This is a genomic window from Betaproteobacteria bacterium (assembly GCA_016709965.1).
Classification (GTDB): Bacteria; Pseudomonadota; Gammaproteobacteria; order Burkholderiales; family Rhodocyclaceae; genus Azonexus; species Azonexus amarohabitans.
Genome location: JADJLT010000001.1, coordinates 1,219,965 through 1,236,204, shown reverse-complemented (window position 1 = coordinate 1,236,204; position 16,240 = coordinate 1,219,965). Strand labels below are relative to the sequence as shown.

The 16,240-nt window shown below is 54.7% G+C and carries 13 protein-coding genes, 1 tRNA gene and 2 rRNA genes; 10 read left to right on the top strand and 6 right to left on the bottom strand.

Translation table 11 applies throughout. The features are described 5' to 3' along the window. Positions 1–33: 33 nt before the first annotated feature. From IPJ12_06200 to dbpA, 6 genes are all read left to right on the top strand, one after another. Positions 34–110 (top strand) — tRNA-Ile (locus tag IPJ12_06200). Positions 111–409: 299 nt separating this feature from the next. Next, positions 410–3,289, top strand: a 23S ribosomal RNA gene (locus tag IPJ12_06195). A 105-nt stretch (positions 3,290–3,394) separates the two neighbouring features. Further along, positions 3,395–3,507 (top strand): 5S ribosomal RNA (gene rrf / locus IPJ12_06190). A gap of 161 nt (positions 3,508–3,668) precedes the next feature. Next, on the top strand, positions 3,669–5,579 hold the full coding sequence (htpG, locus tag IPJ12_06185) for a molecular chaperone HtpG (protein ID MBK7646746.1): 1,911 nt from the start codon (positions 3,669–3,671) through the stop codon (positions 5,577–5,579). 242 nt (positions 5,580–5,821) lie between these two features. Continuing rightward, positions 5,822–6,310 carry a hypothetical protein gene (locus IPJ12_06180; protein MBK7646745.1) on the top strand — a complete coding sequence of 163 codons (489 nt, stop codon included), beginning with the start codon at positions 5,822–5,824 and terminating at the stop codon, positions 6,308–6,310. A gap of 7 nt (positions 6,311–6,317) precedes the next feature. Beyond that, on the top strand, positions 6,318–7,721 hold the full coding sequence (gene dbpA / locus IPJ12_06175; protein MBK7646744.1) for an ATP-dependent RNA helicase DbpA: 1,404 nt from the start codon (positions 6,318–6,320) through the stop codon (positions 7,719–7,721). Positions 7,722–7,816: 95 nt separating this feature from the next. Here the strand turns inward: dbpA and IPJ12_06170 are convergent, their stop codons facing one another. The 3 genes from IPJ12_06170 to IPJ12_06160 all read right to left on the bottom strand — a co-directional run bounded on the left by IPJ12_06170 (position 7,817) and on the right by IPJ12_06160 (position 9,822). Further along, entirely contained in the window at positions 7,817–8,332 is a 516-nt protein-coding gene (locus IPJ12_06170) for a YkgJ family cysteine cluster protein (protein ID MBK7646743.1), read from the bottom strand. Between the two features lie 6 nt (positions 8,333–8,338). Continuing rightward, entirely contained in the window at positions 8,339–9,211 is an 873-nt protein-coding gene (locus tag IPJ12_06165) for a hypothetical protein (GenBank protein ID MBK7646742.1), read from the bottom strand. Positions 9,212–9,279: 68 nt separating this feature from the next. After that, positions 9,280–9,822: a M48 family metallopeptidase gene (locus IPJ12_06160; GenBank protein MBK7646741.1), complete on the bottom strand. Its 543-nt coding sequence runs from the start codon at positions 9,820–9,822 to the stop codon at positions 9,280–9,282. A gap of 141 nt (positions 9,823–9,963) precedes the next feature. Here IPJ12_06160 and IPJ12_06155 point away from each other — a divergent pair, with 141 nt between their 5' ends. Further along, positions 9,964–11,136, top strand: coding sequence for an MFS transporter (locus tag IPJ12_06155; GenBank protein ID MBK7646740.1), 1,173 nt, complete (start codon positions 9,964–9,966; stop codon positions 11,134–11,136). A 67-nt stretch (positions 11,137–11,203) separates the two neighbouring features. Then, positions 11,204–11,416 (top strand): DUF3820 family protein, encoded by a 213-nt coding sequence (locus IPJ12_06150; GenBank protein MBK7646739.1) that lies wholly within the window; start codon positions 11,204–11,206, stop codon positions 11,414–11,416. A 92-nt stretch (positions 11,417–11,508) separates the two neighbouring features. Here the strand turns inward: IPJ12_06150 and IPJ12_06145 are convergent, their stop codons facing one another. After that, a complete protein-coding gene (locus IPJ12_06145) occupies positions 11,509–12,024 on the bottom strand; it encodes a winged helix-turn-helix transcriptional regulator (GenBank protein ID MBK7646738.1) in 516 nt (171 codons plus the stop codon). Between the two features lie 348 nt (positions 12,025–12,372). Between IPJ12_06145 and IPJ12_06140 the strand changes: the two genes are divergently transcribed. Both IPJ12_06140 and IPJ12_06135 read left to right on the top strand, forming a co-directional pair. Beyond that, a complete protein-coding gene (locus IPJ12_06140) occupies positions 12,373–12,933 on the top strand; it encodes a hypothetical protein (protein ID MBK7646737.1) in 561 nt (186 codons plus the stop codon). Positions 12,934–12,961: 28 nt separating this feature from the next. Further along, a complete protein-coding gene (locus IPJ12_06135; GenBank protein MBK7646736.1) occupies positions 12,962–14,272 on the top strand; it encodes a chloride channel protein in 1,311 nt (436 codons plus the stop codon). Between the two features lie 38 nt (positions 14,273–14,310). Here the strand turns inward: IPJ12_06135 and tcdA are convergent, their stop codons facing one another. Both tcdA and IPJ12_06125 read right to left on the bottom strand, forming a co-directional pair. Continuing rightward, a complete protein-coding gene (tcdA, locus tag IPJ12_06130) occupies positions 14,311–15,078 on the bottom strand; it encodes a tRNA cyclic N6-threonylcarbamoyladenosine(37) synthase TcdA (protein MBK7646735.1) in 768 nt (255 codons plus the stop codon). After that, complete coding sequence (locus IPJ12_06125) at positions 15,078–16,181, bottom strand: HD domain-containing protein (GenBank protein MBK7646734.1); 1,104 nt, start codon at positions 16,179–16,181, stop codon at positions 15,078–15,080. The genes tcdA and IPJ12_06125 overlap by 1 nt, the downstream gene beginning before the upstream one ends. Positions 16,182–16,240: the final 59 nt, after the last annotated feature.

Here is a 16,240-nt window from a genome sequence, read left to right as displayed (position 1 = left end):
CCTATCGGTTGTTCATGAGTAGCAAACAGACGAGGGTCTGTAGCTCAGTCGGTTAGAGCACCGTCTTGATAAGGCGGGGGTCGTTGGTTCGATTCCAACCAGACCCACCAACGTCAAAATCAAGGGGATTAGCTCAGCTGGGAGAGCACCTGCTTTGCAAGCAGGGGGTCAACGGTTCGATCCCGTTATCCTCCACCAAAACCCAAAGATAAGCATGAGTGTTTATCTTTGGCTTTTGAGCAATCAATTGCTACGTTCTTTAACAAAATGGAAGAAGGTTGTGTTGCAGCGCTGATGAGGCGTTGGCAACACGTTGTGATTGCATCTGTTCTTATTTCCTGCGGGAAATGAGAACAGCACAAATATGAGTTGCCTGTAGCCGCTCTCGCAAGAGAGTACAAGGTTATAGGATCAAGCGAATAAGTGCATGTGGTGGATGCCTTGGCGATCACAGGCGATGAAGGACGTGCAAGCCTGCGAAAAGCGGGGGGGAGCTGGCAATGAAGCTTTGATCCCCGATATCCGAATGGGGAAACCCACTCAGCAAGGAGTATCCCAATCTGAATACATAGGATTGGGAGGCGAACCCGGCGAACTGAAACATCTAAGTAGCCGGAGGAAAATAAATCAACCGAGATTCCCCAAGTAGTGGCGAGCGAACGGGGAGCAGCCTGCTAGTGATAGCGGAATCGTTAATGGAACGGAATGGAAAGTCCGGCCGTAGTGGGTGATAGCCCCGTACATGAAAACGAATCCGTGGTACTAAGTTAGCGAAAAGTAGGGCGGGGCACGTGAAACCTTGTCTGAACATGGGGGGACCATCCTCCAAGGCTAAATACTCGTGATCGACCGATAGTGAACCAGTACCGTGAGGGAAAGGCGAAAAGAACCCCGGGAGGGGAGTGAAATAGATCCTGAAACCGCATGCATACAAACAGTGGGAGCGGACTTGTTCCGTGACTGCGTACCTTTTGTATAATGGGTCAGCGACTTACGTTTAGTAGCAAGCTTAACCGAATAGGGGAGGCGCAGCGAAAGCGAGTCTGATAAGGGCGATTTAGTTGCTAGGCGTAGACCCGAAACCGGATGATCTATCCATGGCCAGGATGAAGGTGCCGTAACAGGTACTGGAGGTCCGAACCCACTAATGTTGAAAAATTAGGGGATGAGCTGTGGATAGGGGTGAAAGGCTAAACAAATCCGGAAATAGCTGGTTCTCCCCGAAAACTATTTAGGTAGTGCGTCTTGTATCACTGACGGGGTAAAGCACTGTTATGGCTAGGGGGTCATCGCGACTTACCAAACCATGGCAAACTCTGAATACCGTCAAGTGCGAGCAAGGCAGACAGACAGTGGGTGCTAACGTCCATTGTCAAGAGGGAAACAACCCAGACCGCCAGCTAAGGTCCCCAAGACACAGTTAAGTGGGAAACGAGGTGGGAAGGCATAGACAGCTAGGAGGTTGGCTTAGAAGCAGCCATCCTTTAAAGAAAGCGTAATAGCTCACTAGTCGAGTCGTCCTGCGCGGAAGATGTAACGGGGCTCAAACTGTGCACCGAAGCTGCGGATATCGAAAGATATGGTAGGGGAGCGTTCTGTAGGTCTGTGAAGGTGTCTTGAGAAGGATGCTGGAGATATCAGAAGTGCGAATGCTGACATGAGTAGCGATAAAGGGAGTGAAAAGCTCCCTCGCCGAAAGCCCAAGGTTTCCTACGCAACGTTCATCGGCGTAGGGTGAGTCGGCCCCTAAGGCGAGGCAGAAATGCGTAGTCGATGGGAAACAGGTCAATATTCCTGTACCGATTCTAGATGCGATGTGGGGACGGAGAAGGTTAGGTCAGCCAACTGTTGGAATAGTTGGTTTAAGCGTGTAGGCGTGCCCCTTAGGCAAATCCGGGGGGCTTAGCTGAGGCGTGATGACGAGGCACTACGGTGCTGAAGTGATTGATACCAAGCTTCCAGGAAAAGCCACTAAGCTTCAGTCTAGAATTGACCGTACCGCAAACCGACACAGGTGGGCAGGATGAAAATTCTAAGGCGCTTGAGAGAACTCAGGAGAAGGAACTCGGCAAATTAACACCGTAACTTCGGGAGAAGGTGTGCCCCGGTAGGTTGTAGAGCCTTGCGCTCGAAGGCCGATGGGGTTGCAGTGAAATGGTGGCTGCGACTGTTTAATAAAAACACAGCACTCTGCAAACACGAAAGTGGACGTATAGGGTGTGACGCCTGCCCGGTGCCGGAAGGTTAATTGATGGGGTGCAAGCTCTTGATCGAAGCCCCGGTAAACGGCGGCCGTAACTATAACGGTCCTAAGGTAGCGAAATTCCTTGTCGGGTAAGTTCCGACCTGCACGAATGGCGTAACGATGGCCACACTGTCTCCTCCTGAGACTCAGCGAAGTTGAAATGTTTGTGAAGATGCAATCTCCCCGCGGCAAGACGGAAAGACCCCATGAACCTTTACTGTAGCTTTGCATTGGACTTTGAATCGGTCTGTGTAGGATAGGTGGGAGGCTGTGAAACCGGGACGCTAGTTTCGGTGGAGCCAACCTTGAAATACCACCCTGATTTATTTGAGGTTCTAACCTTGATCCGTGAATCCGGATCGGGGACCGTGCATGGTGGGCAGTTTGACTGGGGCGGTCTCCTCCCAAAAGGTAACGGAGGAGTACGAAGGTACGCTTAGGGCGGTCGGACATCGCCCATAAAGTGCAATGGCAAAAGCGTGCTTGACTGCGAGACCCACAAGTCGAGCAGGTGCGAAAGCAGGTCATAGTGATCCGGTGGTTCTGTATGGAAGGGCCATCGCTCAACGGATAAAAGGTACTCTGGGGATAACAGGCTGATACCGCCCAAGAGTTCATATCGACGGCGGTGTTTGGCACCTCGATGTCGGCTCATCTCATCCTGGGGCTGTAGCCGGTCCCAAGGGTATGGCTGTTCGCCATTTAAAGAGGTACGTGAGCTGGGTTTAAAACGTCGTGAGACAGTTTGGTCCCTATCTGCCGTGGGCGCTGGAAATTTGAAGGGGGCTGCTCCTAGTACGAGAGGACCGGAGTGGACGAACCTCTGGTGTACCGGTTATGACGCCAGTCGTATCGCCGGGTAGCTATGTTCGGAAGAGATAAACGCTGAAAGCATCTAAGCGTGAAACTCGCCTTAAGATAAGATTTCCCGGAGTCTTGAACTCCCTAAAGGGTCGTCGAAGACCACGACGTTGATAGGTCAGGTGTGGAAGCGCAGTAATGCGTTAAGCTAACTGATACTAATTGCCCGTGTGGCTTGATCCTATAACCTTGTAATACACTGCATGTAACTCATAAGCAGTCACAACAATCAACCTTCTACCCCATTTTGCGCTTCGCGTCCCAAAGACGAGGAGCATACAAGTTACGTCTGGCGTCAATAGCCTTCTGGTACCACCCCTTCCCTTCCCGAACAGGACCGTGAAACAGATGAGCGCCAATGATAGTGAGCTTCCGCTCGCGAAAGTAGGTCAACGCCAGACTCCCAATGCATACCCCCTTCAGTTCAAACTGAAGGGGGTTTTTGCGTTATGCGGTCGAGCGTTCAAAACTGGCCGTCTCGAATTCTTCTGCCTCTTGAATTCGAGTCTATTGCCCCCAACTCTCCCCCTACGTCCTTAATGTCTCAGTGGGAGTTTCAAGCATGTCCGAGTCTGCAACAGCGAATACAAATCGCGAAACCCTGGGCTTCCAGGCTGAAGTAAAGCAACTGCTGCAACTGATGATCCATTCCTTGTACAGCAACAAGGAAATCTTCCTGCGGGAATTGGTTTCCAACGCTTCCGACGCCTGTGACAAACTGCGATTCGAAGCGCTGAATAACAGCGCGCTGTACGGTGATGATGGCGATTTGAAGATTCGTATCGCCTTTGACAAAGAAGCACGGACGATCACCATTTCAGATAATGGTATCGGCTTGTCTCGTGACGAGGCTGTTGAGCATCTCGGCACCATCGCCAAGTCTGGTACCAAGGAGTTTTTCTCTGCGTTGACCGGTGATCAGGCCAAGGATGCCCATTTGATTGGCCAGTTTGGTGTCGGTTTCTACTCATCCTTCATCATTGCAGACAAGGTCACAGTAGTTTCCCGTCGCGCGGGTGTCGAGGCCAGTCAAGCGGTGTGTTGGGAGTCCGGTGGTGAAGGTGATTACACCGTTGAAATGGTTGAAAAGGCCTCGCGTGGCACTGATGTCACTTTGCATTTGCGCGAAGGCGAGGACGAGTTTCTAGGCGGCTGGAAGCTGAAATCGATCATTCGCAAGTATTCCGACCATATCACGCTACCTATCGTGATGAAGAAGGAGGAGTGGAAGGACGGCGAACAGGCGATGACCGAGGAAGATGAAACGGTCAATCAGGCCAACGCGCTTTGGGTTCGCGCCAAATCAGACATTACCGACGAGCAATACAAGGAGTTCTACAAGCACGTTGCCCATGACTTCGAGGATCCGCTGGCGTGGACGCATGCCCGTGTCGAAGGCAAGCAGGAATATACCCAGTTGCTATATATCCCGGCCCGAGCACCGTTTGATCTCTGGGACCGTAACGCTCGTCACGGCATCAAGCTCTACGTGCGTCGCGTCTTCATCATGGATGATGCCGAACAGCTCATGCCGCTTTACATGCGTTTCGTCCGCGGTGTGGTCGATTCTTCCGATCTGCCGCTCAACGTCTCGCGTGAAATTCTGCAGCAAAGCAAGGATATCGACGGCATCCGCAGTGGCTGTACGCGCAAGGTCTTGGGCATGCTGGAAGACTTGGCGGAAAACGACAAGGAAAAATATGCCAAGTTCTGGGAGTCCTTTGGTTCGGTCCTAAAGGAAGGGGTGGGCGAAGACCATGCCAACAAGGAAAAGATTGCGGGCCTGATTCGTTTTGCCTCGACACATAACGACACGCCAGATCAGAATGTTTCGCTGGCTGACTATATCGCTCGGATGAAGGAAGGGCAGGAAAAGATCTATTTCGCTACGGCCGATACCTTCAATGCGGCCAAGAACAGTCCTCACCTCGAAATCTTCCGCAAGAAGGGTATCGAAGTGCTGCTTCTTTCTGATCGCGTCGACGAGTGGGTGGTCGGTCACCTGACCGAGTTCGATGGCAAGCAACTGCAATCTGTGGCCAAGGGCGGCCTGGATCTCGGCAAGCTCGAAGATGAAGCCGAAAAGCAGGATGCCGAGAAGGCGGCCGACGAGTACAAGGAATTGCTAGAGAAGGTGAAAGCCTCGCTCGGCGACAAGGTCAAGGATGTTCGCGTCACCTATCGTTTGACCGATTCGCCCTCCTGCCTAGTCTCCGATGAGCATGACCCATCCGGCAATCTCGCTCGCCTGATGAAGGCTGCTGGCCAGCCAATGCCGAATTCGAAGCCTATTCTCGAAATTAACCCGCATCACCCGGCGGTGATGCGCTTGAAGTACGAGGAAAACCGTTTTGATGACTGGGCAGCCTTGATGTTCGAGCAGGCAACGCTGGCTGAAGGCGGCCAGTTGGACGATCCGGCTGGTTTCGTCAAACGCATCAACGATCTGATGATGGCGCTGTCAAGCAAGTAAGCTACGGAGTTTTCGTCCGTATTAAAAAGGCCGCCTTTGAGCGGCCTTTTTTGTGAGTGGAAATTGGCATGAATTTCCGGTTGACCGTAGCGTCGCCGAGCAGGTTTCGTGCCGCCCAGGCTGGCAAACCGGGTACACTATCGACCTTGCGAGAAACTGATTTCAGGCTGCCCATTTTTGCCGGCCTTTGACCCGCTGATTCCCCGCCGTTTCTCATTCCTCTGCTATTCAAAGGTAATTCGATGCATCCAGTCCACGACGTAGACTCCCTTCTCATTCTCGCCATTGCGCTTTCTTCCAAAAGACGGCCGGCAGAGCTGCTTGAAATCGTGGCTGCGGCTGATCTGCTTCAGAACAACATTCCCAACGAAGCAAAGCTGGTTGAGGCATTTGATCGCCTGGCAAAATATGGATTGCTCAAAGCCGAAGCGGATGGCTTTGCATTGACCGCTCCTGCCCAGGAAATCATCACGGGATTGCCGCGCAAGGCGGAAACGCCTGAACGTTTGTTTGCCATCAAGGACAGACTTTCGCTCTACAACGTCAAGGGTGAGCATGCCGGCATCACGCTGGATCCGGCTGCTGTGACGGCGGCCATTCAGGCGCATCGTGCAGCTGAGAAAACAACAGCGAAGAACCTGCTGGTGCCCAAGCCGAAGCCAGAAGCGGAAGTTCACAAGCCAGGCCAACGCCAGCGCAAGCCAATGCCGGCACGTAAACGCAAGGCTTGAGCGGCGCATGAACGACAACGCAAGCACGGAAGCCGGTTCGTTTGGCGAACTACCGCTGACGCCAGCCATGCAGGCCAATTTGGCGCAGCTCGAATACCTGACTATGACGCCGATTCAGGCCGCCAGCCTGCCGCTGGCGCTGGCCGGGAGCGACCTGATTGCGCAAGCAAAGACCGGTAGTGGCAAGACTGCCGCTTTCGGCCTTGCCTTGCTCAATCGCCTGAATACGAGCCGTTTTGCTGTGCAGGCCATGGTGCTTTGCCCGACGCGCGAACTGGCAGATCAGGTCACACAGGAAATCCGTCGTCTTGCCCGCTTTGAAGAAAACATCAAAGTGCTGTCGCTGATCGGTGGCTCGACGCTGCGCAATCAGGCGAACAGTCTGGAAAGCGGCGTGCATATCGTCGTCGGCACGCCTGGTCGCATCATGGACCATATGGAGCGTGGCTACCTCAAGCTCGACGAGCTGAACACTCTGGTCCTTGATGAAGCCGACCGCATGCTCGACATGGGCTTCCACGACGACATCGCGTTCGTAGCCAAGCGCTGCCCGACGCAACGCCAGACGCTGCTGTTCTCGGCGACGTATCCGGAAGGCATTGCCAAGCTGGCCAAGCAGTTTCTGCGCAATCCGCAGGAGGTCAAGCTTCTCGAGCAGCATGAAGAAACCAAGATTCGCCAGCGCTTCTACGAGGTCAAGGACGACGAGCGTCTCGATGCCGTCGTGCGCATTCTCAAGCATTACCGCCCGGTCAGTACGTTGGCTTTCTGCAACACCAAGCAGCAGTGCCGCGATCTGGTCAATGTCCTGCGCCATGCCGGCATTCACGCCCTCACGCTGAACGGCGATCTCGAGCAGCGTGAGCGCGATCAGGTGTTGATCCAGTTTGCCAATCGCAGTTGCTCGGTGCTGGTGGCGACCGATGTAGCGGCGCGGGGCCTTGATATTGACCAGCTCGAAGCGGTCATCAACGTGGATGTGACGCCTGACCCGGAAATCCATATCCACCGCATCGGCCGTACAGGTCGTGGTGACGAGGAGGGCTGGGCGCTCAGCCTGTGCAGTCCCGGCGACCGCCGCCGCGTGGCGACCATCGCCGAGATGATGAAGTGCAAGCTGAATGTGCTCGACTTGAAGACGGTGGAAGTCACTGACGATTCACCGCTGGTGCCGCCGATGTCGACGCTGCTGATGCTCGGCGGACGCAAGGATAAGATTCGCCCCGGTGACGTGATGGGCGCGCTGGCCGGGGAGGCCGGCTTGACCCGCGAGCAGGTTGGCAAGATTACGGTGACGGATCAGAGCACCTACGTTGCCGTTGCCCGTGGCGTCGCCAAGGATACGGTGCGCAAACTGTCAGCCGGCAAGGTCAAAGGCAAGACCGTCAAGGTGCGCATTCTGACCAATTAGGCGGTGGCTGTGTCAGGCCTGAATCAGGCGTGATTCAGTTTTTCGCTTTTGGCGTTTTTTTCCGGTTGACCGCAGCAAGGCCTGCGAAATCGCCTCTACTTGGGAAAATCCGGATTTCCCCGTTCCCAGTCAGCGAACCAGGCCGTCAGCGGCCGGCTTTCGCCGAGGCTGGCCAGTCGCTGGTCAATGGCATCGTGATTCCCCCAGACCACGTTGGATAGCGCACCTTCGGCGACGAGGTTTTCGATGTCGCGGCAAAATAGCCCCAGATCACGTTGCATGTAAAAGCCGTAGGTGCGGCAGGCCACCGGACGATGAAGATAGACCGGGCAGGCGCCGGTCGTGCGGTCGAGCAGCGGACAAATGACGGGGCGAGCCGTCGAGTCGGTCAAGGTGACGATCTCTCGGCGGATTTCCTGCAAACGCTCTGTCGGCAATCCAGCCAGACCTTCACGCAGCAAATCCCATTCGGCAGCGGTCAGTTGCGGTACGTCGGCCAGTCGTTTGCAGCAATTGTCGCAGCCCTTGCCACACAGCCAGTCGGCATTGTTTTCGCGAATGCTGTGCACACGGCGGTCGATGTCGTCGTGGAGGTCCGTCAGTTTTTTCATGCGATTTTAGTCAATGCGTCGCGCCGGTGTCGCGGCCTTGGCGGAGAAGGCCGGTCCCGAAATATCTGCTTCAGTCAGCCCGCGATTGACGTCCAGCCCGATCAGCCGCCAGTCGTGCACCGGCAAATTCGGAATGGGCTTGCGCAGACGTTCGTAAAAGCGGGTTGGCCAGGTGACTCCGGCAATTTCCTTGTGATCGAAGAAGTCGACCTCGGCGACAGCCCCTTGGGTTGACGCCAACCCTTCCATCGTGAAACGGACGCGGCGCAGGAGATGCTTGTCGCGGTCGATGAAAAGCAGGTAGCGATCTTCCGCCGACAGCCCGTGGCCGGGTCGGCGTACGGCCACCAGCGTTACGCACGGGCGGCCTTCGACGACTTCGTCTTCGCCCATTTCCAGACTCAGGTTGCCGTCAAGAAAATAGAACGGCCCGGTCAGAAACATTCGATAGCCGTCAGCGACAAGCGCGGCTGCGGCCAGTACATCACGGTCGCTGGCTGGTGCATTGTTGTAGAAAACCTGTACGTCGTTGTTCCGGCGAATCACCTGCTTGCTGCCTTTGGGGCCAAGGTGGCGCTGGCCAAGCACCGGTCCGTTCTTGAAGATGATCCGCTCCTGCGAACCTTGGCGAAAATCGGCATCGATCAGCGTCGGCTGGATCTTCGCAACCAATCCGTACCACTCGCCAGCGTAGGCGGCGCTGATGTCGTCAATCCGCCGGAAGGCGGCCAGGCCGTGAGCCTCAGCAGATTGTTGCAATAAGGCCCGTGCCGCCGGTTGCTCGCCATTGCTGCCAGCGAGCGGAATGCCGCGTGAGATGCAGCCGCCGAGCAGTAGCAGGAGGGCGATCGAAAGTAATCGGATCAGGCTGGATGGCATGGCTTTCGTCTTCGGTGCGTGGCGAACATATTTCAAATTTCAGGCTTTTTTCCGGTTGACCGCAGCGCTCACTCGGGGCGCCCGAAAGTCTCTGTTTGCCACAGTGGCGGGCCGCCTGAGGCAAGGTAGCAGAGGTAGGCACGCAGGTCGAATTCAAGCTGAAAGTAATCCGCCTCCATGTGCTGGCACAACTGGTAGAACGCCTTGTTATGGTCCGGTTCCTTGAGGTGGGCGATTTCATGAACCACGATCATGCGCAGGAACTCGGGTGGCGTTTCGCGAAAGAGGCTGGCGACATGGATTTCGCGTTTGCTTTTCAGTTTGCCACCTTGTACGCGCGCGATCCGGCTGTGTATTCCCAACGCGTTCTGCAGCATCTGCAACTTGCCATCAAACGCCACCTTGCTGGGTTGCGGCGCATTGCGCATATAGCTGCTCTTGATCTCCTGGACGTAGTCGTAGAGCGTTGTATCGGTGCGTATCTCGTGTCCGTCAGGATATTTGTGGCGCAACACTTTTCCCAGCTGCCCCTGTTCGATCAACTGCCATACTGAATCCGTCAGATGGGCGGGATAACCGGCAAGGTAATTGGGCGAGGTGGGTTTGGACATGCGTGGGCGGAAATTTGGGGACGGCTGATTTTACTGGAAGGCCCGCTTTTCAGGCGGGGCACAAACAATCCTGATGGTTTTCCGGCGTGTTTTTTATAAATCGGATATAAGCTTGCGACCATCACTGCTCCCGACAGAAGCATGCAAAATCCCGTTCTCGCTATCGTTGTCGCCCAACTCTTCGGTACCTCGCTCTGGTTCTCCGCCAATAGCGCGGCAGACGATTTGATACGCGCCTGGGGAATCACCTCGGCCGACATCGGTACGCTCACCAATGCCGTGCAGCTGGGCTTCATTTTAGGCACGCTGACTTTCGCGATTTCCGGGCTGGCCGATCGTTTTCCTGCCAGCAGAATTTTCGCGGTATGTGCGGTACTAGGCGCCTTGTTCAATGGCGCGTTCGCCCTGCTGGCCGATGGCATTTCCTCGGCTGTTCCATTGCGATTTGCCGTCGGTTTTTGTCTGGCCGGCGTATACCCGTTGGGCATGAAACTGGTCGTCAGCTGGGTGCCCGAGCGCGCCGGCGCTGCGCTGGCACAACTGGTCGGCATGCTGACGCTGGGCACAGCTTTGCCGCACGGTATCAGGCTGGCTGGGGCTGGCTGGTCATGGAAAGCCACCATCCTGGTTTCCTCGGGCCTTGCGCTGCTCGCCGCCGTGCTGATACTTCGGCTGGGCGATGGGCCCCACCTGAAACGCCGGCATGGTGCGCCACCGCTGCGTCTCGGCCGCGTCTTCTATGCGTTCTCAGTCCGCGAATTTCGCGCCTCCGCCTTCGGCTATTTCGGCCACCAGTGGGAGCTGTATGCCTTCTGGACCCTGACCCCCGCGCTAGTCATCCTGAGCGGGCTGGCAGAGCCCGGGAGTCGGCAACTCTCCGGACTATCCTTCGCGATTATTGGTATAGGCGCACTCGGTTGCCTGCTCGGCGGATGGTGGAGCCAGCGCATTGGCAGCCCTCGGGTGGCAGCGACAGCTTTGGCCTGCTCAGCGATCTGTTGCGCGTTGTTCCCGTTGTCCGGGGCTTGGCCGATGGCTGCAAAATTGATTCTGCTACTGTTTTGGGGGGCAACAGTGGTTGCTGACTCGCCTCATTTTTCGGCACTTTCGGCTCGTGCCTGCCCGCCGGAAATTGTCGGCAGTGCGCTGGCCTTTCAGAACTCCATCGGCTTTGCCATCACCATGCTGTCAATCAAGCTCGGTACCGCCTGGATCGCCGACTGGGGCATGAGCATCGCCTGGCTGTTGCTACCCGGGCCCTTGCTTGGATTGATCGGCCTCTATCCGTTGTGGGCGTCGAGACAGACGCGGTAAGTGTGTCGCCTGCATCTGTGCCTGCTTTTGGGACAATATTCACGTTGCCAGACTGAAGCTTTACGCCATGAATCCCGATGATCTGCTACTCCTTGTTATGCGCACCATGCCCTTTGGCAAGCACAAGGGCAAGCTGATTGCCGATCTCCCCGGAAATTATCTCAACTGGTTTGCCAGAGAGGGCTTTCCTCCCGGTGAAATGGGTCGCTTGCTGGCCTTGATGCAGGAAATCGACCACAACGGGTTGTCGGATTTGCTGAAACCACTGCGCCGCAAATAGGTGGAAAATTTGGTGAATTGGCTCCAACAGGCTTTGGCGTAATCAGGTGGTGGTTCTTGCCGTGAGACGCCTTTGAATAGTCTCCATAGCCTTTAAATGTCAGCATTTGAGCGAATGCCTTGTTGGTCCTGAACCAACTCTGCGAGCGGTGTTGTGGCAAAAATCTCTTTTTTGCCGGGCATATGCTGGATCAGTTCAGCTAGATTGATATGCAATGTTCGTAAGCTGACCTGCGGAATGGTAGCCAGGGCCTCAGGCAGTATGCCTTCGGCGGGGCCGGGGAGTGCGGCAATCAGCTGGTCCCCTGCTGGCGTCAGACGCAGCCCTATTCGCCGCTGGTCCTGGCTCATTTTCTGTTTTACCAGGTAGCCCATGGAGGTCAGTTTTTCGACGAGAATGCTACAGGTTGATTGGTGAATTCCCAACCGGCCAGCCAATTCCGTGATGCCGATTTCCGGGGTTCGAACAACTTCCTGTAACACCCACGCTTGGGCACCCGGCAAGCCGCAACTATCTTCGAGCTCGCGGAAGTATTGCCGCATGCTTCCATAAATCACCCGAAACTGTTGCAGAACGTCCAGTTGAAGCAATTGCAGATCCTGATTCATGGCATAACTCGTTGCGAAATTAATAACTGCCCATTATATTGCGAGGCAATGAAACAGATGATCGCAAAAAAAGCCGATTCGAGAGGTGGGGCGCGGTCACACTTTCCAGAAGCGCGTACATGGTTCTGCCTGTGCGCGCTTTTGCCATTACGATTTTGATTTTTTTCGGCACAGGAAGAAACGGGCGGGGTGTTTTCGACGGATGAGAATCCTCCCCGGCGATTCCGATTGGCTTTAACTGACATGGTGCGCTCCATGTCAGACGGGGGGCATTTCGGAACCTGAGTTTTTCTGGCGATCAGCCATCTTTGCCCCACATTTATGCGGACGAAAACGCTAGACATACACTTGAATGAAACATGGACACTTGGGTTTTGTCGGCTGATTGTCTTGATTTATCTAATGAGCGGATTATTAGGGTGTCGTGATGAAGAGATACGAGGCATATTCATCGCTCGGTTTGCTGATGATTCAGCACTTTTTCTCAAGCGTATTGCAATCCCGAGTTTAATGGACAGGGAATTTCGGTTAAGTCTGGTGAATAAAAAATACGTTTGTGAATTGCGGGTTTCCATACCGCTGGCGCTGTCCGTCGATGAGGAATGTGATCGCGACTCCTGGGTTGGTACAGTGATTTGTAGCAGCGCCCGTGAAATACCAGTGGTCTGGAAAATGACCTCGTGTCATGGTGGGTTTGGACGAAGCGTCGAGGGCATTGAGCCTGCTTTTTTATTTGGATTCAGCAGCAATTTGTATGCTGCCCAAAATCAGCTTGAACTGGCAACGCAAACGAAATTTCCGGTCTCTGAGGTGACGACCGGTATCCCTGCCAGTATTCCGGATTTGGAAATGCCTGTGCAGCGCTCGCTCATTTTCAATCCATTGCAATCATTGCCTTTGAAGCAATAGCACGTCATCAAGATCGAGGTTGAGGAGAATGCGTAGAAACTTTATTGACTTGCATGCGTTGCTTAACAGCTTTCGCTGGCGAACCCGATTTACTCTCTGGCTGGCGGCATTGATCGCCGGACTCGTTGTGGTGGGGTTCGCCAAACTGGCGGAGCTTGCACTAGGCTTGTTCTTTCTTTTCTCTGCCGGGCGTCCGTGGCTTCCATTCATTTTGACGCCGGTGATCGGCATGATCTGCGTGTGGCTGACCCATAGATATTTTCCCGGCGCGCAGGGGAGCGGAATTCCGCAAGTTATCGCGGCGCGGAGAATCGCGGCAGGTGGCAACGATGTGAAAGGATTGCTATCTCTGAGAATTGCGGTCGGAAAGATCTTTGTGGGTGCGCTGGCCCTGTTGGGCGGATTTTCTTCCGGACGAGAAGGACCATCCGTTCAGGTTGCTGCGTCGATTTTGTACACGGCACATCGGTGGTTGCCGCATACCCGGGCGTTGAGATCGTCTGACCTGATTTTGGCCGGGGGGGCTGCGGGTATCGCAGCTGCCTTCAACACCCCTCTGGCGGGGATCGTCTTCGCGATCGAGGAACTTGGAAAAAGACTGGAAACACGTACGAGCGGCGTTTTGATAAGTACCATCATTTTGTCCGGTATGGTCGCCATCGGCTTGCTTGGAAACTACAACTACTTCGGTAAGTTGATGGTGCTGGCGCAAGATCGATCTGCCATTTTCCCCGTTATCGCAGGCGGCATCATTTGCGGTCTATTGGGCGGACTCTTCAGCTACTTGATGCTCCTGCCGCATTTCAAGTCAAATTTTTCCTTGTGGGTTTGGCGCCGAAATCATCCTGTGGCCTTCGCAGGTATTTGTGGATTGCTTGTTGCCGTGGTTGGCTGGCTGGGTGGTGGTCTGTCATTTGGCAGTGGTTATACGGTGACCGAAATGGCAGCAAAGGGCGAGGTTGTGCTTCCATGGCATACGCCAATTACGCGTTATGTGGCCACCATCTTGAGCTATTACTCAGGCATTCCCGGAGGGATCTTTGCCCCGTCTCTGGCCGTTGGCGGAGCGCTTGGTGCAACCATGGCTGAACTGCTCGGCGTCACCGAAAATGGGGCGATCATGGCGATTTTTATGGCGGGCTTTCTGGCGGCGGTGACCCAGTCGCCGATTACGGCCGCGATTATCGTCATGGAAATGATCGGTGGCCATGAAATGGTCATCAGCCTGATGGGGGTTTCATTTTTGGCCAAGGTAGTGAGCGCACGTGTGAGCCCCGAGTTGTACCAACATTTGGCTTTGGGGTGGTTGCCACAATCGAATCGTTCGAACAACGGATAGATTGAGTGAGGCTCCTGTCAGGAAGGGGCTCTTCGAAATCAGCTGGTGCGCGTAATAAACTCTATGGCTCTGGCAGCAGCAGCCATGCCGAATGCGGATGTGACGCAAACGGATGATCCGAATCCGGCGCAGTTGAGGCCTGCGGGGCCTCGTTCGTTATCGCAGCTAGGGCTGGTTTTGGGGTAGCGCAGCGGCTCAATCGAGTAAATGGCAGGTATGCCAAAATTTTTCTTGGTGTCGCGAGAGAAGCCATAGTCCCGACGTAACGTGGAACGAACCTTTGCTAACAGAGGGTCTTGTATTGTTTTGCTAAGGTCGGCCACGCGTATTTGCGTTGGATCGATTTGTCCACCGGCAGCCCCGGCAGTGACGATGGGTATTTTGCGTTGATGACAAAAGGCGATCATCGCTGCCTTGGCGCGTACCTGGTCGATTGCATCAATAACCACCGAATAATTTTGGTTGAAAATTTGAGCGACGTTGTCCGGGGTCACGAAGTCCTCGATACACGAAACTTCGCAATCCGGGTTGATGGCACGGATTCGTTCTGCAATGGCGTCGACCTTGGCTTTGCCGTAGAGGTCTCCCAGCGCATGGATCTGTCTGTTGGTATTTGATTCGGCCACCATGTCGAGGTCGACCACGGTGATTTTTCCGACGCCCGTTCTGGCCATTGCTTCAGCGCTCCACGAGCCAACGCCACCAATTCCAATAATGCAGACAGTAGCCAGTCGAAGGGATTCAGCGCCCTCGGTGCCGTACAGGCGGCTCACGCCGCCAAACCGCCGCTCTCGATCAAAGGCCATCAATTTTCGACTGTCTTGCGAATAACAGCGTTGAAGGGAGCAATCCAATCAGGAGAGAACTGGTTGTCGCAGGCGTTTATTTCAGCAATGGCACGGAGCACCGAGCGATTTTTTCCTCGGTGAATATGTTTTAGCATGACAGCTTCGAAGGCATCGACGATGGCGAGAATTTTTGCTCCATCGCAGATATCGGCATCAGGCAAACTATTCGGATATCCGCCGCCGTCCGGCATCTCGTGGTGCTGAGCGACCATTTCCGCAGCTGCGTTCCAGCCCGGCATCCGTTCCAAAAGACCCGCTGCAAATCCTGGATGATTGCGTAGCGCTAGTTTATCGTCTGCGGCCATTTTCCCGACTTTTAGCCAGATGGATTCTGGCAGCAGCATCATGCCGACATCGTGAAGATAAACTGCTGCTTCTAGCTGAACGGGGTCGACCGCGCTATTGCCGGTCTTGTTGGTCTCTTGCGCCAAGCGAAGAATACGCATGGTTCGCCCTTTAAACAGCGGGGAACGGCTTTCGAACTGCAGCGCTAGCGAACGGAAAAACTGGAGGTCGCTGCCGAGTTTTTTTTGCTCGGCGTTTGACGTGGATGATCGCGGCGCACGGCTTGAAATTTGTGGAATGACGGGGGGGAAGCCGGTGACTGCCTCAATGAGATCAGCACACGCCGCGTCAATTTCTTTCGTAGACTCCTGCGCCAGTGCCTCAAGCCCCTGCACAAGGATGGCCAAATTGAGATTTTCCAGGGACTTGTGGGCAAGCAGGGCATCGGTCGCCAATTCGAGGCGGTCGACAGCCAGAAGAATCATTTCCGCCAATAGGTCCGAAAAAGGAATTTCATCGGCACGGAAGCGGCCCAGCATAGATTCAATTGGGTGGGCGATGGCGATGCCAAGTTCAAATTTACATAGCGAAGCATCGCCTTTGATGTTGTGCACGGCCCTGAAAAGGTTGGCCGTGATATCACGATCATCAGGCGCTTTCCTCAAGCGGGCAATGTCCCCTTCAATTTCCGGAGCTCGGTCGATCAAAACCTCGGCGAACTCTTCCAGTGCTTCTCGATCCTGAATGCTCGGCGCGATGATCGAACGAATGTCCATGCCTTGTTCCATTGCTGCAATTAATCCTGAGAGTTTAACAAACTGTTATGCAAACAGCT